Source organism: Cryomorphaceae bacterium 1068, assembly GCA_027214385.1.
In the GTDB taxonomy this organism is placed as follows: domain Bacteria; phylum Bacteroidota; class Bacteroidia; order Flavobacteriales_D; family Cryomorphaceae; genus JAKVAV01.
The window spans coordinates 133386-153289 of the sequence record JAPVXR010000003.1 but is presented as its reverse complement, the minus strand read 5'-3'; the positions used below and the strand labels follow the sequence as shown (position 1 = coordinate 153289).

Here is a 19904-nt window from a genome sequence, read left to right as displayed (position 1 = left end):
ACTCCCGACCAAGTCGGTGCATTTAAAGTTTTACCTTCGAATCAACTCAATTGAAAAGGCTTTGAAATCAAAAAAGATCGAATTTAAAAATAAAGAAGGTTTGACCCTAAGCGCCAAACTTGAACTTCCAATTACCAAACCGCCGCAATACTTTGCAGTCTTTGCCCATTGCTTTACCTGTGGAAAAAATGCTCGAGCGGCCACCTACATATCTCGTGAGCTCACTCAATACGGTGTTGGGGTTCTTCGGTTTGACTTTACCGGATTGGGTATGAGCGAAGGTGAATTCGGTGAGACGGATTTCACGTCAAACATTTCCGATCTTGAATCTGCGGCTGAATTTTTGGCCGAAAACTACAAAGCGCCTAAACTCTTAATTGGCCATTCACTGGGAGGAACAGCAGTACTTCATGCCGCAAAACGAATAGAGTCAATCGATGCGGTATGCACAATCGGTGCTCCTTCTGAAGCAGAACATGTGCTGCATCATTTTGAAGAAAGCCGAGAAGAGATTGAACAGAAGAACATTTCGGAGGTCAATATTGGCGGAAGACCATTTAATATCGGTGTGCAATTCATTCGAGATGTTGAGAGTCAAAAAACGGCCGCCTTACTTCCAAAACTCAAAAAGGCCTTGTTGATATTGCATTCTCCGCAAGATCAAATTGTAAGTATTGACAACGCCGCAGAAATCTATATGTCTGCGCGCCACCCAAAAAGCTTTATCACGTTAGATGGTGCTAATCACTTACTCACCGACAAGAATGACGCCTCATACGCTGCTAAAATGATTGGTGCTTGGGTGAGTCGCTACTTACCGCTTGAGATTGAGAAGAAAGAGCCCTCAGAAGATGTGCTGGTTCAACTAGGGTCTGATGGATTCACTACTGAAATCTCTGCGGGAGATCATGTTTTCCTGGCAGATGAACCTGAGGAAGTTGGTGGAAACAACATGGGCCCTACACCCTATCAATTGCTCAATGCCTCATTGGGAACTTGCACAGCAATGACACTTAAAATGTACGCTGAGCGCAAATCATGGCCTTTAGAAAAGGTAACCGTATCGCTAAGAAACAGCAAGATGCACGTGGAGGACAGCGCAAACCCTGAAGGGAAAAAGAGCAAGGTGGAAGTGTTCAAACGACGTATCTCCATTGAAGGAGATTTGGATGCTGAGCAAAGACGGAGACTGCTGGAAATCGCCAATAAATGCCCTGTGCATAGAACGCTTACTGAGAGTGATGTGAAGGTAGAAACGGAGCTCATAGAATAGCATTCCTCCGATTATGAGTTTTCATTTTCCAAACTGAAATGACGCTATCAAGCTTCAATTTTTGTTAATGACATTGGGAAGTCTTTGCTCTCGTTCAGCCAACACTCTCTTTAAAATCCCTATTTTCGTGGCCTCAAATCACCACCTATAATGAGACTCGAAAATTACGTTTTAGGAAAATGGACTCCGGGCGACGGGGAAGGCAAGATGCTCTACAACGCCATCAATGGATCTGAAGTAGCAGTTGCCGATAGTTCCGGATTGGACTTTGGCGATATTCTTCAATACGGACGCAAGGTTGGAAATCCCGCTTTGCGCAAAATGACTTTTCAAGAGCGCGGGCTTATGCTCAAAGCATTGGCTCTCCACCTCTTTTCGATGAAGGAAAAGTTCTACGAACTTTCTTACCTCACCGGAGCGACGAAGATGGACAGCTGGATCGATATTGAAGGAGGAATTGGAAACTTGTTCGCCTATGCCAGCCTAAGGAGACAATTCCCCAATGAACCGTTCTATGTGGACGGTGAAGCGGCTCCCATGTCAAAAGGCGGGACTTTCATAGGTCATCACATCATGGTGCCCAAAGAAGGAGTAGCCGTTCATATTAATGCTTTCAATTTCCCGGTATGGGGAATGCTCGAAAAAGTGGCCGTCAACTTTTTGGCAGGAGTGCCTGCTGTGGTAAAGCCTGCCACCGTTACCTCCTACCTTACGGAATTGGTCGTTCGCGAAATTATCGCATCGAAAATATTGCCGGAAGGCGCACTTCAACTGATCTGCGGATCGGCAAGAGGAATTATAGACCACGTAGAATCTCAAGATGTGGTCACTTTTACGGGATCTGCCGTAACGGGAAAGATGCTCAAGTCAAACAAGCGCATCGTAGACGAAGCCGTACCTTTTAATATGGAGGCGGACTCGCTTAATTCGAGCGTGCTGGGACTTGATGTGGAGCCGGGAAGCCCAGAATTTGATCTTTTCATCAAAGAAGTGCAGCGAGAGATGACGGTGAAGTGCGGACAGAAATGCACGGCTATACGGAGGGTGATCGTTCCCGAAGATAGAATAGAAGACGTACAGATTGCCTTAGCCAATCGCTTGGCGAAAACGACAATTGGCGACCCTCAGATTGAAGGAGTAAGAATGGGCGCCCTTGCGGGACAAGAGCAAGTCCGCGAAGTGCGCGACCAAATAGAGAAGCTTCTCGAAAGCTCAGAATTGGTTTATGGAAACATGGACAAGGTGAAGGCTCAAGGCGATGGAACCGACAATGGTGCTTTCATTTCTCCAATCGTTCTCTTGAACAATGATCCATTCAACAATCATGCGACCCACGAAGTGGAAGCATTTGGTCCTGTGAGTACGCTCCTCCCCTACAAAACACTCGACGAGGCCATCGAAATCACGAAGATGGGTAAGGGCTCTTTGGTTTGCTCTTTAGCCACTTACGACGACAATATCGCAAAGAATTTTGTTTTGGGTGCGGCCAGTCACCACGGAAGAATATTGGTGCTAAACCGCGACTGTGCCAAAGAAAGCACTGGGCACGGTTCGCCAATGCCTATGCTCACTCACGGTGGCCCGGGGAGAGCAGGTGGTGGTGAAGAAATGGGCGGAAAACGAGGAGTTTTCCATTACATGCAGCGAACGTCTATTCAAGGCTCTCCTACCACTCTCACGAGAATTACCAACCAATACCAGGTTGGTGGTAAACAAAACGAAACGGAAGTGCATGTCTTCCGAAAGCACTTTGAGGATTTAGTAGTTGGCGATACGGTAATTACCGCGAAGCATACGGTTACTGAGGCTGACATCACGAATTTTGCCAATGTTAGCGGCGACAATTTTTACGCACACGTGGACGCCACTTCACTGGAGGGCACCATCTTCGAGCAGAGAGTCGCTCATGGATATTTCGTCTTGAGTAAAGCTGCCGGATTGTTTGTTGAAGCCAAAAAGGGTCCTGTGCTATTGAACTACGGAATCGAGGAATGTCGATTCACCAAACCTGTCTACCCCGGAATGACAATCGGCGTAAAGCTTACGGTTAAAGAAAAAATAGAACAGGAAAAGAAAAGTGAAGAGGACATCGCAAAAGGAATTGTGAAATTTTTGGTTGACGTTTACGACGATGAAGGTGAGACTGTGGCCATTGCGACGATACTTACTATGGTCAAGAAGAAGAATCAGGAATAATCCCGTCATCATTTTACGCGATCAACTTGATCTAATTAAAAACATCCCAAATGAATTCAACTGATTTCCCAAACGGAAACGTTACTCTCACAAAAAATGATGGAATTGGAACCATCGAGTTCTTTCATCCTGCCAGCAATTCCCTACCTGGAGTCATACTCAAATTGCTTGCAGATACCATTGCGGAAGCAGGAAATGACAATGAAATTCATGTAATCGTTATAAAATCGAGTGGAGACCGTGCGTTCTGCGCAGGGGCTAGTTTTGACGAGTTGATGTCCATAAATAATGAAGAAGTTGGAAAGGAGTTTTTTATGGGTTTTGCCAGAGTAATCAACGCAATGCGTAAAGCTCCCAAATTCGTCATCGGGCGTGTTCAGGGAAAAACAGTAGGCGGAGGGGTTGGCCTGGCTTCATCGGTAGATTATTGTTTTGCAACCAAATTCGCTTCTGTCAAGCTTAGTGAATTGGCCATCGGCATCGGGCCTTTCGTAGTCGGGCCTGCCGTCCAGCGAAAGCTAGGCATTTCAGTCATGTCACAATTGGCAGTTGACGCATCAAGTTGGCGAACGGCCGACTGGGCGGAAAGCCACGGGTTGTTTGCCCAAGTCTTTGAATCTACCGAGGAAATGGACGGCCACGTTGAGGGACTCGCTCAGAAATTAGCCAAAAGCAATCCCGAAGCCATGGAAGCATTAAAGAATAACTTCTGGTCAGGAACGGAACATTGGGATGAACTTCTTGAAGAACGCGCCGCAATGAGCGGTAAGTTGGTATTAAGTGAGTTTACACGAAATGCTATTTCTGCATTCAAAGCAGGCCAAAGGTAGGAGGTCAAGACTCGACATATTTTAGTTATACGCTAGAGCAAACCTTTTGGGGTACCTTACGTACTACAGGTTCTGACATCCCCTTTATGTCTCACTTGATCTCAAAAATTACGTTCAAAATTTTTATGCTCATTCTGGGCGTAATGATTGTACTCACCGGGTTTTTTGCTATCGTTTCTTACTACGATACCATTAACGGCTTTGAGAAAGCGGAGATGAATCGTTTAAAGACCATCATCAAAACTCAGGCTCATTTCATAGAGGCTTTGGAAATAGGCCGTTCCATTGGATCCTCAGAAGAGCATCAACAACTTATACGATCTAAGCTGCAGGACTTATTGACCAGCACGAATAGACTGAACGAACTGGAGCAAGGTGTATCTCTGGTTTTGATTCGAAATCATGATGGTCAAAAGGAAATTATCTCTTCAGGAGATATTGTTTCAATAGAAAAATCCAATCAGAAAATTCATTCGTTTTTCGAATCCACTACCCGAGAGCGATTTGAACAAGACATTAGCGCGGCGAGCACTGAAGAAAGTCTTCTCTTCGCCTACCCGATCATTTTTGAGCAATTGACAGGTTATCGGGGTTACCTCTTTGTAGAGGAAAATATTAGTGCAAAGCTCTCAACGGCTAGGTATAAGCTGATGCAAAGGTTAGGGATGGCTTTGGCAATGATTGTCTTCTTAGGCATCATTGGAAGCAAGTATCTCAATAGAATTCTACGCCATGAAGTCCATGCAAAGAGAAAACTTAAAGATTACGCCGCCTTGGCTGAGGAGAGAAACAAAGAGCTGGAAAGACTTTCATTCGTAATGGGAAAAAGTGAAACACTGATACTCCTAACCGATCAAAACGGAAAGATCGAATGGCTAAATCAAAAAGCGAAAAAGACGAACAACTATAGTGTTGAAGAATTAAATGACTTCATTGGTCGTGAGTTGGCAGAAGTGAGTCGCTATCCCCAAATCAAGGATGCCATCGAAATAGTCAATCGGACGAAGAAGAAACACATTTACGAAACGAAATCTTACGACGAAAACAAGCGCGCCTTCTGGGCAAGTACGACTATTACCCCCATTCTCAATGAGTATGGAGAAGTTGACAATCTTCTTTTTGTAGACGCTGATATCACGAAACTTAAGAGAGCTGAAAAAGAAATTTCGAAACTAGCCAACTTTGCAAGAGAGAACACCAATGCATTGATGCGCTTTTCTAAAACAGGAGAAGTTCTATTTGCAAATGACCCCGGAAAAGAGCTACTCAGTCAGTGGGGCTCACGAGTAGATGGACTCCTTAAAAAACCTTCAATTCTCAATACGATCAGACTTGCATCGGATCTCGAGCAGGAGCAAAAACTCAATCTCGAATCGAATCACAGAATCTATAGCCTTCGCTTCCACCCCGTCTGTGGAAAAGACTATGTGAATGTATACGCAGAAGATATTACGGAAGTAAAACTTGCCGAGAAGGCTTATCGCGATCGCGCTTCAATGATTGAAAAGCACAATCTAAACATCACAGACAGCATCAATTATGCAAAGCGCATTCAAGATGCCATAATCCCCGGTGAGGATCACATCAGAAAATATTTTACGGACTCTTTTCTAATTTATCGACCCAAGGATATTGTCAGCGGAGATTTTGTTTGGTTGCACGAAATCAAGCCGCAGGAAGAATACTTACTTGCACTGGCCGATTGCACAGGTCATGGGGTTCCCGGTGCCATGATGTCGATAATCGGCCATAGTTTGCTCAATGAAATCGTGGAAGGAGAAGAAATTACAGATCCTGCTCTTATTTTGGAAGAATTGAACAAGGAGGTAATCAAAACACTTCGTCAAAAAACGGATGGAGAATCAAGTGATGGAATGGATGTGAGTATTGTTAAGATCAATATCCCCGAATTGACCATCACTTTTGCAGGAGCTTACCAAGACATCTACTGGATGAATGGTAAGCTCAACACCGTGAAAGGAGACAGACAACCCATTGGTGGAAAGCACCATATTATTGACAGAAAATTTCAGAATCAGCAATTCAAAATCACTAAAGGAGACTCGATTTTCTTGGCCAGTGATGGATTTGCAGACCAGTTTGGTGGCCCTGAGGACAAAAAGTTTCTGAAAAAACGCTTATCGGAGCTTATCAGTTCCAACTACAAGTACAGCATGCAAGCTCAATCATTTATCTATGAAAAGGCTTTCGAAAATTGGAAAGGAGCTCATGAGCAAATTGACGATGTCTCCGTAGTTGGAATCAAGTTTTAGCCATTCGTACTGCTAAATCGCTATTGTTTTTCACATTTCATTCAAGGTTTGGGTTGAAAACTCCTGAATCTGTTGGTTAATTCCCTAAATTGGTAATCGAGAAAAGATCAATTAATATGAAATCCGAAATCCTCACCCGTCTGAAAGAATTGGCCAGTTCTGATGATGTGCTAGCCAACAAAAAAGAGTTTAACGAACTTAAATCACAACTTCAAAACCTTCTTGATCACGGAATAGCTTCCGTACATGAAGAAGGTTCTGATGCTGAAGAGAATAACGCAGTATCCCCAGCGGATAATGTAGCTGAAGCGACAGTAGAAGAAGATACGAATGCTCCTGAACAAACTACCGAAACGATTGAATCCACTGAAGTTCCCAAGGAGGAAGTAACTAAGGCATCCGATGTGGAAACAACCGAAACCGTCATTAGCGAAGATTCTGAAGGGCTTTCGGAAATAAGAAAAGAGCTGCAAGAGCTTTCGGATAAATTCAAAGAAAAGCTGAAGCAGATCAGAGAATCCAAAGCTAAGCTTGAAAAAGAGACCGTAGAAGAAGCCAGAAAGATACTGGCAGAGATGAAAGAGCTGGTAGCAGAAGAAGAAAATATCGGTAAAGCTTTTGCTCGATTCAATGAGATCATGGAGCATTGGAAGTCACTTCCAAAAGTCAGTAATGATGATTACAGAGAGCTCAATACAGACTACAATAAATATGTTGAGCAATTTTTCTACAATATCAACATCTACAAGGAACTCAAAGAGCTTGACTTAAAGCATAATCTCGATGAAAAAAATGCCGTATTGGCTGATCAAAAGAAACTTTTGGAAGAGAATGACATTCGCTTATTGGAAGTAGAGGTCAGACTGAATCAAGACCGTTGGAACGAAATCGGCCCGACGTTTAAAGAGGAATGGAATAAAATAAAGGGAGAGTTTTGGCAGACTACAAGGGGCATATACAGTAAGATCCAAGAATTCTATGACGGCAGAAGAGAAGAACAAGAGGAAAATTTAGAAGCCAAAAAGCAGTTGCTCGAAAAAGTGCGACACCTCGAGTCACTCGAGCTTAAATCGACCAAGAAATGGCAAGATAAATCCAATGAATTAATTCAAATTCAAAAAGATTGGAAAATGATTGGGTTCGTTCCGAAAGCTCAGTCAAGTGCACTATGGAAAGAGTTTAAGAGCCTCTGCGACTCCTTTTTTGCGAATAAGAGAAAGCACTTTGAAGAATTAAGAACTGTCCAGAATGAAAACAAGGATAACAAGCAAGCACTGCTGAAGCAGGCTAACGAATTGAAGGATAGTGAAGATTGGAAAGAAGCTTCACACGCTTTGATTCAAATTCAACAGAAATGGAAAGAAATAGGTCCTGCTCACCAAAGAGATGAAAACAGACTATGGCGTCAATTCAGAGAGTCGTGTGATGAATTCTTCAAAAGAAGAAATGAAAACAGAGCTGGTAGAGGTGATAGAGAAAAGGAAAACCTTCAGGCGAAAGAGGCTCTATTAGCAGAAATCACTGCCTGGACTCCCGAAAAAGGAAAGAGAAACGAGAATATAGCTGCGCTGAAAGATTTTGGCGAAAAATGGCGACACATCGGTTTTGTGCCGTTTGCCAAGAAGGATGAAGTTGGCGCCAAGTACAAAGAGCTTATGGATGAAAAATACGGAGCTCTGGATATTGACAACAACGAGCGTAAAAAAATCAGGCTTGAGGAAAAGATTGAAACCCTCAAAGAGTCTGACAAGAGCGACGTATTGCTTAGACGCGAATCGGACCATGTGCGCAATAAAATCTCAAAACTCAACAGCGACATTATTCAGTTTGAAAACAACATGGGATTTTTCGCTAAATCGAAGGGAGCAGATAAATTGAAAGAGGAAGTTGAAAAGAAAATAGAACGAGCCAGAAAAGAAATCGAAGCGCTTAAAGAACAGCTAAGTATTCTAAGGGATGCTTAAATCTACCATTAAGATCTCGCTGGCCCTTTTCTTATTCATTTCGTGTGCAGAGTCGAGTACAAAAAGAGAAGAGCCAAGACCTCTCGTTTATGAAGGCATGTCAGCTGATGAACTCCGCGGAGTATTAGGAGAGCCCAAAGAAATCGATGATAGAGGTGAGATTTTCGATGCTCAATCGATGACTAAGATGTCACTGCAACACTGGATATACGATAAGAGGGTCGTTATATTGATTAACGACACAGTTAAAGACCCAAACCTTAATTGAGGTGAAGTAGGTTGATACTCTCCAAATAGGTTTCTGATTCGAAAATATTATTGACAGCTCTTATATATTGAACCTTACGATCAAATCGGTAGCTCACTTCTACGTAGAAACCGAATAAATCATGAATTAATATTTTCGCCCCTTCGGGTGAGTTTCTTTCATCGAGGTATCTTCCATACTTAGTCAACAAGGAAGCCTTGCCGTCAAAAGTAAGAGAGTTAAATTCACTTATGGTCATAGCATCATACTTTATACTCAAAGGTAGAGCAGGTTCCAGCCAAAGTCAATACCACTCCCTCCTATTAACATTTTCAGAGACTAAACTAGTTGAGGTAGAGTGTGAAAAAATTCATCTGATGAATAATTAGCTTTGAGTTAATAATTACTTAACCTTGCGCCACTGCGGTAGCGCTGTGATTTTCATTAGAATTGTAGCCGCTATCTAGTTTAGCATTAAAATAGTCAAGACTTTGGCTATAAAACGCTTACGTATATGCACTTGCATTAGAATAGATTCTGCTAATGGATTATTACCTGATTCTGGTAATTGCATTGTTAATTTTGGCTGTAGCTGACCTCATGGTAGGCGTAAGCAACGATGCCGTAAACTTTTTAAATTCTGCTATTGGCTCCAAAGTAGCCTCCAAGCGAGTAATTCTAGGAATTGCTGCTGCAGGAGTCTTTGTAGGGGCTTCTTTCAGCAGTGGCATGATGGAAGTGGCCAGAAAAGGAATCTTCAACCCCGAGTACTTCTCCTACGCCGATGTTATGGTCATTTTCATGGCTGTAATGATCACCGACATCTTGTTACTCGACCTATTCAATACTCTCGGAATGCCTACAAGTACAACGGTTTCCATTGTATTTGAACTACTTGGAGCATCCGTAGTTACAGGGTTATTGGCCCTCTCTGCAAATCCAGACGTGGCTTCTTCTATTTGGGAGCTTATCAATTACGAAAAGGCCTCACAAATTATTGCAGGAATCTTTCTCAGCATCGGCGTTGCCTTCAGTATTGGTGCTATTGTTCAGTTTTTTACCCGTCTACTATTTACCTTCAGATTTGAAAAAAGACTCAAGAAATATGGAGCACTTTTCGCAGGTTTTGCCATTTCCATCATCGTATACTTCATGTTGGTTAAAGGGATAAAAGGTGCCGTATTCGTTACCCCTGAACTTGCTGAAACCATCAGCAATAGTGGTTTAGTCATTGTTTTATCAACCTTCCTCACTTCTACAATTCTTGTATTTATTTTGGAGCGCACCTTTAAGATAAACCCCTTAAAACTGGTCGTTCTACTAGGAACTTTTTCTCTTGCTATGGCCTTTGCAGGAAATGATTTGGTCAATTTTATCGGTGTACCAATCACAGGCTACCAATCCTATTTTATGTGGCTTGATTCAGGAGTTGCCGCTGAAAATTTCATGATGTCAACTCTTTCAAAGGCAGTCTCTGCGCCTCCTTTGATGCTTTATGGAGCAGGCGTCATTATGGTTCTCACCTTGTGGTTTTCGGCTAAAGCCAAAAAAGTAACCGAGACTTCGGTCAACCTAGGAGCTCAAGGAGCTGTAGACGAACGTTTTCGCCCTAATATTCTTTCCAAAGGGATAGTCAATTCAGCTAATTCTTTTGCGGCTTTTTTTAATGGTGTAGTTCCTAGGAAAACAGCGACAATAGTGAATTGGAGATTTCGTTCGCTCCGTCAAAGTGCCAATGAACAACCCGCGTTTGATTTGGTAAGGGCCAGCGTAAACCTAATGATAGCGAGTATTCTTATCGCTTTTGCTTCGTCTTTAAAACTCCCACTTTCGACAACCTATGTTTCATTCATGGTCGCTATGGGGGCATCACTTGCAGATCGAGCTTGGGGTGAAGGTAGTGCACCTTACCGAGTGGCAGGAGTGGTCAACGTAATCGGTGGGTGGTTTTTAACGGCATTTGGGGCATTCACCGCTGCCGGTGTTGTTGCCTTGTGCATTTACTTCGGTGGATTCTGGGTAACCATTATTCTGTTTTCAGTAGCTTTCTTCATCCTACTCAAATCAAATTTACCGAAGGCATTGAAAAAAGCGGCAAAGAATTAATTCCCACTCCATCAACAGAAGAACTAAAACCCATGCTCCATGTACTCGTGGTACTTCTCTTGATTGAACTTAAATAACCTTGGCTTCCGTCCCGGATTAGAAGTGTCTTCATGACCTTCGGCCGTAAGAATATCGAGTTTCGTCAATTTTTTTCTGAAGTTTCTTTTGTCCAGCGGACGATCTAAAATTTCTTCATAAAGCTGCTGCAATTCCGTTAATGTAAACTCTTGCGGAAGCAGTTTGAAGCCAATTGGCCTGTTAATTAGTCGGCGTTTTAACCTTTGAGAAGCGAGTTTAAGAACATCGTTGTGATCATAAGCCAATTGAGGTACTTCCTTAATTGGAATCCACATGTTCTCCTTATCGGTTCTCTGAGCCTTAATATCCTCAGGCATATTAATCAACCCGTAGAAGGCCACGTCAATGACTCTTCCCAGTGGATGTCTATATATCTTTCCGAACGCATTTAACTGCTCCAGGTATATATCCTTGTTTCCAATGACTTCCATTACAATCCCCTCCGATGCCTCAACCAAACTTTCCTCGGGTAAGATTAATTTCCCCGGCAATGACCATGCATTCGCATATGGATTGGTACGGATTTTTTGAATGTATACTTGAAGCTTACCTGATTCGAAGCCGTACAAAACTACGGTAACGGATACTCCTAATTTGAAGTACTCATCGAGGAGAATATCTTTCATCTTACTAATTCGCTGAAGGTTAATTTCTGGGTTTGTAGTATTTCATCGCCTCATCCATGAAGGCATTGAGCTCGTCAATTCGTGTTTCATGGCTTGGGTGTGTACTCATGAATTCCGGTGGTTGCTGGCCACCGAGTTGTGCCATTCTCTCCCAAACTTTTACGGCTTCGCGCGGGTCGTAACCTGCAATAGCCATAAAAATCAAACCCATTTTATCCGCTTCGCTTTCGTGCTGTCTGGAGTATGCCAATACTCCAAACTGAGATCCCATTCCAAAAGCCTGAAGTGCCAAATCATGTGTGAGAGCAGGTTGCTCCTGCAAGACAGCGCTAAGACTCATGCCGGCACCTTGGAGTGCCAATTGCTGACTCATTCTTTCATTACCATGCCGCGCCACCGCATGTGCTACCTCATGGCCCATAACGGCTGCTATCCCATTGTCATTTTTACAAACGGGAAGAATCCCTGCATAAAACACGACTCTCCCACCGGGCATACACCAAGCGTTGAGGGTTTCATCATCCACGAGATTAAATGTCCAGTCAAAATCTGACACCAAACCTTCATGACCGTTTTCATTCAAGTACTTTTCTGTAGCAGCAGCAATATCAGCACCGATCTGCTTAATTCGTTGAGCTTCCGGATCAGAGGCAGGGAGTGGCGGATTCTGAGCTAAAAATTTATCATACTCCGTTGCACTCATCGCTTGCATTTCAGAACTTGGCAAGAGCTTGAGTTGTTTTCTCCCTGTTACGGGTACAGTGGAGCATGCCTGTGCAATGATTGCTACGGCAAGAATGGAGAAGATTTTTCTTTTCATCTTAGATTATTTCAGCAGTTAGTCCCCTTTCTAGTAAAGCCGATACCATTGGCTTAAGTTTGGACATATTGCCTCTTTTTACACCACACTTACCATTGTAATGAACAATGTGGGTGCACTGTTCTGCTTGAATAGCAGAATGCTGACATACTTTTATCAGGCTTTCGATTACAAAATCGAAGGTGTTGAAGTCATCATCGTAAAGAACAATCTCCTTCGTTTCTTCCGTGATCTCCTTTGTCAGGATATCTAATTCTTCTTCTATCAGGGTGTCAATATTGACCATTGATCTTTGTATTTCATACAAAGATATAAATACAATACCGATGCTCTAAAAATCTTAATCGATTTGTACAGAAGTGATTTGACCGTTTTTCATCTTACCAATGGTGGCAGAACGAATATTGAGCTTTCTGCACTCTTCAAGAAGTTTCTTAGCGTCTTCCAGGGTCTCGATATCTTCCGAAAGATAAATGGCGCCATTTCCAGGCCCTTGAATCTTACGAATGCCCCAAGACTTATTCTCCAAAAAGAGATCTGCCAATTCTTGTGGCACATCACTGGCAAAGGTGCCCATGATAACCACATAGGATTCATCGTTTTCTTTTTCAGCAGTATTTTTGGGTTCTATTGATTCCACTTCTGTCTTAGATGCTTGATCTGCCAGAATACCCACTCCTTCTGTTGCAAGGGCTCTTTCTGCTTCTGCTAAAGAAATACGCTTTCCGTTGTAATAGGCCGTAATAAATGCATCAGAAACTCCTTTTTCTCGAGCAAGTTCTTTACGGCTGGTAGCTTCCTTAAGGTCAGCAAACCTTCCTGTAGTATATCTGATTACTCCAGAGCCAGTCAATTCACTGTTGAGCTCAGTAAGGTTAAACAGTTGATCTAGCTTTACAGGCTTGCTGTAGACTCCCACCTGAACGGTGTAGAATAACCCTGTGATAACTTCAACTTGAGCAGCTTCGGCTGCTTCAGGGTCATTGTAGTACTCGGTGTTTAGCTTTGGAGTTTCCTCAACAATTTCTGAGATATCTACAAGAGGCTCGTCGGTAGGTACTCCCGAAACCAATTCAACACTGATGGTTTCTTTGGCTTTGGCTTGAGCCAAGATATCACGTGCTTCTGCTCCGGTTAGCTTTTCGCCATTTACATAAACCACTACGAAAGCATCGCTATACCCCTTTTCTCTAATCTCGTTTCTCGCTTGGATGGCTTCATTATACTTTTTGAATAATCCTGCACGGTACCTGGTGATACCATTGTCGAGCTTCTGCCCCATTATAGGCGCATAAGGACCGAAAAGGTCTTGTGGTATAGGATTGCGGTAAGCACCAACCTGTACTTGGAATATCAATCCATCAGGCATCACGGGGTCAACGGGAATGGGTTTGTCTGCTGAATACACGCTGACGGGTGCCTCCGCAAACATTGAGCCTTCTACATCAGAGAAATCATCTTTCTCAGCAATGATTTCAACCATGCCCAGCCAGTTACCTTTAAGTGCATCCAAGCCGTTAGTTGAAGTACTCGATTTGGAAACTTCAGTTTTCTCTGCAGGCATCTCTTTTTCTACCCTTGGAGTTTCTTCAACAATCCTTGTGGAAGTACCCTCAGCTAACTCTTCGGCAGACTCCTCAGATGGAATAATTCGATAGCCAGGCTTTAAGAGCAAATCATCAAGCGCTCTTCTTTGCTTGAAGGAAAGATCGGTTGAAAGTGCAATAAGTTCTTGGTCATTATCGGACCTTTTCGCTCGAGCCATCTCAGCTTGTTGCGCTGCCACTGCAGATTTTTCGTACAAAACTTCGGCCTCTTGCTCCAGCTTCTTAGCGCGAGCTTTTACGCTCTCACGATCACGATCAGTTTCCTGATTAGGCAACATTTTGAGCAGTCTATCAGCTTCTGCACTTCTTTCGATAGCTTGATTTTGTTTCATTTCAGCGTAGGCTGCACTATTCCGCTCCAGCGACTTCAGGCTATCAGCGCGCACCATAGCGACCAGATAGTCAAGTTGGTCAGGAGATTCGGCCAAAAGATTCAATCCGATTGCATCAACCTTTGTATTGCCGGCGATCAATTCTTTCTTAACATCTACTGAATTTGTTTCTGAAAAATCGAGATTCACTTTCAGGATCTCATCTTGAGTCATCAATTCTTCCCGACGCTCCTCAGTCATATTACTTACCATGACCGATTGCATTTCCGTGAGGTAAGCCTTATTGGGCAGAGTCTCGTGACTTTCAGGTAGCAAAAGCGCCGATGTCATGTCTTCCAAGATGACACTATCATCAGTTTCTGTATCTGCCTGAGTAAATGATCCCAGGGAAGTATTAACCTCCGCCAATTCAGCAATCAATTGCATTTGCTCATCCGTATTATCACCCAGTTCAAGCTCGGTCACTTTAGAATTTAATTCGGTAGCTTTAGCCTGGAGGGCAATCATTTCTTCCCGATTTGCCGAGGCATTCGGATCCAAGTGAGAAATGATTCTCTCATTCTCGTTTCGGTAGAATTCGATCTCTGCAAAATTTGATTGATTGATTCCCTCAGTCAATTCTGTATTGATTCTTTCTATATCAGCCAAGGAAGCTGAGCGTTCAGCCTCCGTAGTCAAATCAGCGTACTCTCTTTTCAGCTGATTCAATGAATCTGATTTTGATTTCAATCCATTTCTGATCATCGAGGCATTTAGAGATTTGTACTGAATAGTAGATAAATCAGGGGTTTTTATTTCTGAAATGCGCTCGTCGAAGTCTTCAACAAGAGTATTCGACTCTTCCGCTATGGCAGGAGCCTTGGTTTGGGCCATCTCCATCAATTCGGCCTCAGCCATCAGTCGATCAGATTCTTGTTGCTTATCCGCACTGAGCGCTTGAAGCTCAAGGATTTCCTCATCAATCACATTTTGGAACTCCTCATCTCCCTCATATTTGATCGATTCCAGGGAATCTACCTTGTTCTCAATGGATTCAACAAATGCATCGTTTAATCGTGCAAGAGCTATCAGTTCCCGCTCTTCAACGTCAGTATCTTTAATAACGACCGTGGCCTTCTGATCAAAATCGATGACAAAACCTTCTGATATACTGAGAATATCTTCAAATTCTTTGCGTTGAGCTTCGGTGATTGGAGTTTCGGTCTCATCCGTGCTTTGCGCTATTTCGCTCGATTCTTTGTCATCGCCTCCCACCGCTGTTAGTGCTTCACCCACGGGCACATTAGCCGATGTCTCAAGTCCGGTTTCTGTCAATTCACTCACAGGAGTCTCGTCAGATTCCTCTGCCATGTCCTCTTCCAGTTCCACTGGGCTTTTTTCCGCGGTTAGTTCCTGTGTTGACCTATTCTCAGCTAATATTTGATCTTGCGCTGAGGCGGACAGTTCGGTTTGGAAAGCTTGTAGCTTTTGAATTTCCACTTGAACGGCATCTCGATTCACCTTTGCTTGCGGGTCATCGAGAATAGCGACATATTCGTCTATCTGATCCGACACCAATTCATTTGCTTCATCAATTTCAAATTGAGTCGGCGCTTGATCTGTTTCGTTATCAATCGAAATGGCACTCACACGAAGGACTGTGATTAAAGAGTCTGCTGAAATCTGAATTTCTTCATCAGCTATTTCATCACTTTCGAAAGCCATTAACGTAGCTTTATCGCTATTGACCTCATCAATCATATCAGATCTTTCACGAAGTAGCTCAGTATACCTCTCAACCAGTTGAGGGTCTGGGCTCTCTGCCGCGTCAACCGCAGCTTTGTAGATGGATATTTCCGATTGAAGTCGTATTAAAAAATCTTCTTTCACCTTCACACGTTGTGCTTGGGCTATTTGTGGATTGGTGGTGAGCTCAGCTTCTTCTAGTAAGGCAGAGTAGTCCGGTAAAACAGACTCTCTTGAATAGTCATTTTGAAGCGACTGCGCCATGGCAGGACTAAGCTCTGTATACTCGCTTTCAGACTCAATTTCATTTGGAATCTCTTCTATATCTTCTTCTTGTTTAATCAGCTCAGCATAACTCTTTGCTTCTTCCGATCTCGGGACAAAAACAGCCTTTCCTTCCATGACCTCCTCATCTTGTCGGAGTTCGAGCATTTTGACTCTTCGCATCTCGACAAGGTCCTCTTCAGATACTTCTGAGTCGATTCCCTCATTAAGAATTTGATCAATGTCTGCTATAAAACCTTCATTGAGCTCGATTCGCTTCTCAGCCATTTCGGGAGCACTCAGACCTGAAATTTCTATCTCAGCGAGAGTTGGAAGGTAGTTTCTGTTAATTGCACTTACCGACCTTATGGACTTTATCTCGGTAGAATAGTCAGGAATTTTTGATTCTAGCCTGGCGACAAACGAAGGGCTCAAAGTGTCTAGGTCAGCTCCTGCCCGAGCCAAAGCCTCAGCTGTAGGCACATCAGAAATCTCATTTTCCCAAGCAGATATGAGCTCTTGCCTTTGTCCAATTTCAGATGCCTTTTGATCTCGCAGCTTTCTGTAATCCGCAAGTTGCTCCTCCACGTCTTCTTCGCCCCCTACTCCACTCTCAAGTTGTTCAATGGACTCATCTATGATAGCAACCCAATCTTCTGCAGCTTGTATTTTCAACTCTTCGGCTTCGATGCGTTTTTCTACAGGAAGGCTTTCGTCGTATTCAATTGCCAAATCTTCGGATTCTTCAACTTCAGCTTCTTCTGTAGAATTTTCTCCTCCAAGAAGTCCCGTTCCTACAACTGCAGCAGCTCCTACTGCTCCTTCCATAATAGTGTTTGTTTCGGAATCCGGATTCTGACTTATGTCATTAGACTTACTGTCAGAAGGTGTTTCCGATGAAGCCACTTCCTGTTCAGGTTGATTAGAATCCGTTTGTGAATTGTCGGCTATCAAGCTTTCTGACTCACCCTGCTTTGAAGCAATCATTGCCACATCATCGGTCGTTTCATTTCCGGCACCATAAGTCCGTCGGAAATTCATGGCCATAGCCTCTGAATCCATTTGATCGAAGACCTCTGGATGTTCGCTTGTATAAGCCGCTATTGCCGCATTGTCAATTGGCAAATCTCTTAGACTCTCTGCCAATAGTTTTTGTTCCGGATCAGACCAAGAAACAACCGGCTCTGATTCCTCAGGAACAAGTGTCGGATCATTGGAATCCGCAATTTCTTTGAGAATTTCAAATTCTTGAATTTCATTGTCAGCTAGAATCTGAGCATCCTCAGCTTGCTTAAAGGCTCTCTCGGTCCTTCGCTTGGCACTTTCAATATCTGATTCCAGAACGGTAATCTCTTCCTCTACTTGCTTAAGATCTTTACCCTTCATTTTTGTGCTCTGCGTCCGCCTTGTAATTAGCGTTGCATTAAGCTGTTCCTCTTGATCTCTCAAGCTCTGAGCTTTTTCCAATAGCTTTTGTGCTTCGGAGTTTGATTTTAAACCACTTCTGCGAATATCTTGAACGGGATCAAATCGGTCTTCGATTTGGTCAATGCTCTCTCTCTTTTCTCTTTCGGCTACTAAGCCTGCGTAAATACCATCGTAGTCATTGGAATCGATGGCTTCTCTCAAAGAGTCAACACGGGCTTTCTCAGCCTCATATTCCTCTTTTGCTACAGTCGCCTTTTGATAAAGTTCGTCCTTCAGGCTTTTAGAATTAGTCGCTTTACGCAAAGCCGTTTCTGCCTCAAGTTTAGCGAATGCCGCACTATACATCGATGAGTTTCGATTTTCAGAACTAGCAGAATTCGCTTCGGTGACCAAACTCTCGGCTTTATTGCCCTTGTCTTGTGCATTGGTAAAATATGCATCAGAAGATCGAGCTGCCCCTTCTGCCAGTTGAGCCGTGAGCAGTTGCCTATCTTTTAGTTCTTCAACACGTGCTTCAGCTTGTTCCAGAATGGTTTCATTGGTCATTCCCGCGCCAAATCCTGCATCAGAATAAGCCAAAGCCGGATCTTTCTCGACGTCGGGTGTATCTGTTACGGTAGGCTCGGCATTTGGGTCGAAATTGACATCAAGCGCTGCACGTTGGCGTAGCATCTTCTGAGCCAAGGCCATTACATCGCCATCGTAAGTCTGATCAAACAAGTTGTTGATCATCAGTTTCTCCACACCTACCGATGAAATGAGTTCCATTTCTTGGAGATAGGCATTCACACCGGCTGAAGATGGAACATCTACAAGACCAGCGTGAATTTTGTCGCTGCTCTTTTCCTCAACCAAGAACTTGTACTTTCCACCTTTTGGAAAACTGAGCACGTATTCTCCCGTAGTGGGATCAGTATATTGAATGTCTACCTCTTTATTAGTGGTAGCATCAATAGTGGTAATCTTTGCTAATTTCTTACTCGGATCTATTTGATTAATGAATGTACCTTTGATCAAAGTAATATCGATTGGAGCACTCTTAACCAGTACTTTATACACATCAAGCTGTCCCTGCTTACTGCTTCGTGCAGAAGCAAAATAGGCCATCTCGTTTAAGGAGTCGGCCAAGTAAAACAGATCATCGTCGGGAGTATTGACGGCAAAGTCTAAATTGACGGGAGTGCTAAATACTCCACTGGCTTTACTAAACCCGGATTTGTAGACATCGTAGCCCCCCATACTTCCGTGACCTTTTGAAGAAAAGTAAAAGGTTTTATCGTCAGGATGCAGGTAGGGAAAATCTTCGTCGTAAGGCGTATTGATGGAACCTTGAACGGCTACAGGATCAGTGTAAGAGCCATCTGGAAGTACATCTGCATGGTAGATATCCAAACCATTCTTTCCACTCTTGCCATAACTGGAAAAGTAGATTGTAGTACCCGCTCCTCTAAAGTGGATCAGAGAGCGGTGATTGCGTTTTTTGTCTTCAGAAGAAAGGAGTTCTTCGGGAGTTACTAAGATTTTACCTCCGATATCGCTCAGATCGTAAATCCTGAAAAACGACTCGACAGATGATTGTTTCTTATCAAGAACCTTGATCTCTTTGATTTGCGAAAGCAGGTTCTGGCCGCTCTTGGCCATTGAAATTTTTAAGCCAACTTCTTTCTCCTCAAGATCACTATTAGATGCCAAGGTCTTGTACTTCTCATATGCTGATATGGCATCTTGAAACAAATAGTTGAGGTGATAAGCCCTACCGAGATAGTACCAACTTTGGTCGTCAACATTGGGTTTCCCAACTGAAAACTTGAGGTACTTGATGGCCTCTTCTTTCTTTTCAGCATCACCATATAGCGCCGTAGCACCGTACTTGTAATTAAAAACCGGATTTGTAGGGTTGAGACTTAAAAGTTGCGAGTACAGCGGCATTGCTTCAGCAAATTCACCTTTGTCAAAAAGTGCGTTTGCTTCTTCAATTAAGTCTTGCTCACTGTACTGTGCTCTAACGTGGATAGCAGCCATCAGGCTAATCACCACCAAACACAGGGAGTATTTGATTTTTGAAGCCAAGTTATAGTTTAAAGGTATCGCCTATACGTCCGCTTCAGACGAATGTTTCAACGAAGAAACCAATA

General features: G+C 43.2%; 12 protein-coding genes. 7 read left to right on the top strand and 5 right to left on the bottom strand.

The features are described 5' to 3' along the window. Positions 1–61: 61 nt before the first annotated feature. The 6 genes from O3Q51_05685 (at position 62) to O3Q51_05660 (ending at position 8804) form a co-directional block, all read left to right on the top strand. Positions 62–1273 carry a bifunctional alpha/beta hydrolase/OsmC family protein gene (locus tag O3Q51_05685; protein MCZ4408289.1) on the top strand — a complete coding sequence of 404 codons (1212 nt, stop codon included), beginning with the start codon at positions 62–64 and terminating at the stop codon, positions 1271–1273. Between the two features lie 150 nt (positions 1274–1423). Beyond that, the gene (gene paaZ, locus O3Q51_05680; GenBank protein ID MCZ4408288.1) at positions 1424–3469 is read left to right on the top strand and encodes a phenylacetic acid degradation bifunctional protein PaaZ; all 2046 of its coding nucleotides are present in this window, start codon (positions 1424–1426) and stop codon (positions 3467–3469) included. Between the two features lie 50 nt (positions 3470–3519). Next, positions 3520–4299, top strand: coding sequence for an enoyl-CoA hydratase/isomerase family protein (locus O3Q51_05675; GenBank protein ID MCZ4408287.1), 780 nt, complete (start codon positions 3520–3522; stop codon positions 4297–4299). Positions 4300–4442: 143 nt separating this feature from the next. Beyond that, positions 4443–6572, top strand: a complete 2130-nt coding sequence (locus O3Q51_05670; protein ID MCZ4408286.1) for a SpoIIE family protein phosphatase — start codon at positions 4443–4445, stop codon at positions 6570–6572. Positions 6573–6688: 116 nt separating this feature from the next. Further along, complete coding sequence (locus O3Q51_05665; GenBank protein MCZ4408285.1) at positions 6689–8536, top strand: DUF349 domain-containing protein; 1848 nt, start codon at positions 6689–6691, stop codon at positions 8534–8536. Further along, the gene (locus O3Q51_05660; GenBank protein MCZ4408284.1) at positions 8529–8804 is read left to right on the top strand and encodes a hypothetical protein; all 276 of its coding nucleotides are present in this window, start codon (positions 8529–8531) and stop codon (positions 8802–8804) included. Before O3Q51_05665 ends, O3Q51_05660 begins: the two co-directional genes overlap by 8 nt. Here the strand turns inward: O3Q51_05660 and O3Q51_05655 are convergent. Continuing rightward, positions 8797–9042: a hypothetical protein gene (locus O3Q51_05655; protein ID MCZ4408283.1), complete on the bottom strand. Its 246-nt coding sequence runs from the start codon at positions 9040–9042 to the stop codon at positions 8797–8799. The two genes, O3Q51_05660 and O3Q51_05655, sit on opposite strands and share 8 nt — an antisense overlap. Positions 9043–9326: 284 nt before the next feature. Between O3Q51_05655 and O3Q51_05650 the strand changes: the two genes are divergently transcribed. Then, positions 9327–10889, top strand: a complete 1563-nt coding sequence (locus O3Q51_05650; GenBank protein ID MCZ4408282.1) for an inorganic phosphate transporter — start codon at positions 9327–9329, stop codon at positions 10887–10889. A 23-nt stretch (positions 10890–10912) separates the two neighbouring features. Here O3Q51_05650 and O3Q51_05645 read toward each other — a convergent pair whose 3' ends face one another. Genes O3Q51_05645 through O3Q51_05630 form a run of 4 tightly spaced genes read right to left on the bottom strand, consistent with a single transcriptional unit; the run spans position 10913 to position 19839 of the window. After that, entirely contained in the window at positions 10913–11593 is a 681-nt protein-coding gene (locus O3Q51_05645; protein MCZ4408281.1) for an NUDIX hydrolase, read from the bottom strand. A 19-nt stretch (positions 11594–11612) separates the two neighbouring features. Further along, positions 11613–12413, bottom strand: coding sequence for a M48 family metallopeptidase (locus O3Q51_05640; protein MCZ4408280.1), 801 nt, complete (start codon positions 12411–12413; stop codon positions 11613–11615). A 1-nt stretch (position 12414) separates the two neighbouring features. Further along, the gene (locus O3Q51_05635) at positions 12415–12699 is read right to left on the bottom strand and encodes an ATP-dependent Clp protease adaptor ClpS (protein ID MCZ4408279.1); all 285 of its coding nucleotides are present in this window, start codon (positions 12697–12699) and stop codon (positions 12415–12417) included. Positions 12700–12753: 54 nt separating this feature from the next. Beyond that, positions 12754–19839 carry a hypothetical protein gene (locus O3Q51_05630; GenBank protein ID MCZ4408278.1) on the bottom strand — a complete coding sequence of 2362 codons (7086 nt, stop codon included), beginning with the start codon at positions 19837–19839 and terminating at the stop codon, positions 12754–12756. Positions 19840–19904 lie beyond the last annotated feature (65 nt).

Coding starts and splice junctions, on each gene's coding strand:
- paaZ (MCZ4408288.1), top strand. CDS start 1,424: ATGAGACTCGAAAATTACGTTTTAGGAAAATGGACTCCGGGCGACGGG.
- O3Q51_05675 (MCZ4408287.1), top strand. CDS start 3,520: ATGAATTCAACTGATTTCCCAAACGGAAACGTTACTCTCACAAAAAAT.
- O3Q51_05670 (MCZ4408286.1), top strand. CDS start 4,443: ATGATTGTACTCACCGGGTTTTTTGCTATCGTTTCTTACTACGATACC.
- O3Q51_05665 (MCZ4408285.1), top strand. CDS start 6,689: ATGAAATCCGAAATCCTCACCCGTCTGAAAGAATTGGCCAGTTCTGAT.
- O3Q51_05660 (MCZ4408284.1), top strand. CDS start 8,529: ATGCTTAAATCTACCATTAAGATCTCGCTGGCCCTTTTCTTATTCATT.
- O3Q51_05655 (MCZ4408283.1), bottom strand. CDS start 9,042: ATGACCATAAGTGAATTTAACTCTCTTACTTTTGACGGCAAGGCTTCC.
- O3Q51_05650 (MCZ4408282.1), top strand. CDS start 9,327: ATGGATTATTACCTGATTCTGGTAATTGCATTGTTAATTTTGGCTGTA.
- O3Q51_05645 (MCZ4408281.1), bottom strand. CDS start 11,593: ATGAAAGATATTCTCCTCGATGAGTACTTCAAATTAGGAGTATCCGTT.
- O3Q51_05640 (MCZ4408280.1), bottom strand. CDS start 12,413: ATGAAAAGAAAAATCTTCTCCATTCTTGCCGTAGCAATCATTGCACAG.
- O3Q51_05635 (MCZ4408279.1), bottom strand. CDS start 12,699: ATGGTCAATATTGACACCCTGATAGAAGAAGAATTAGATATCCTGACA.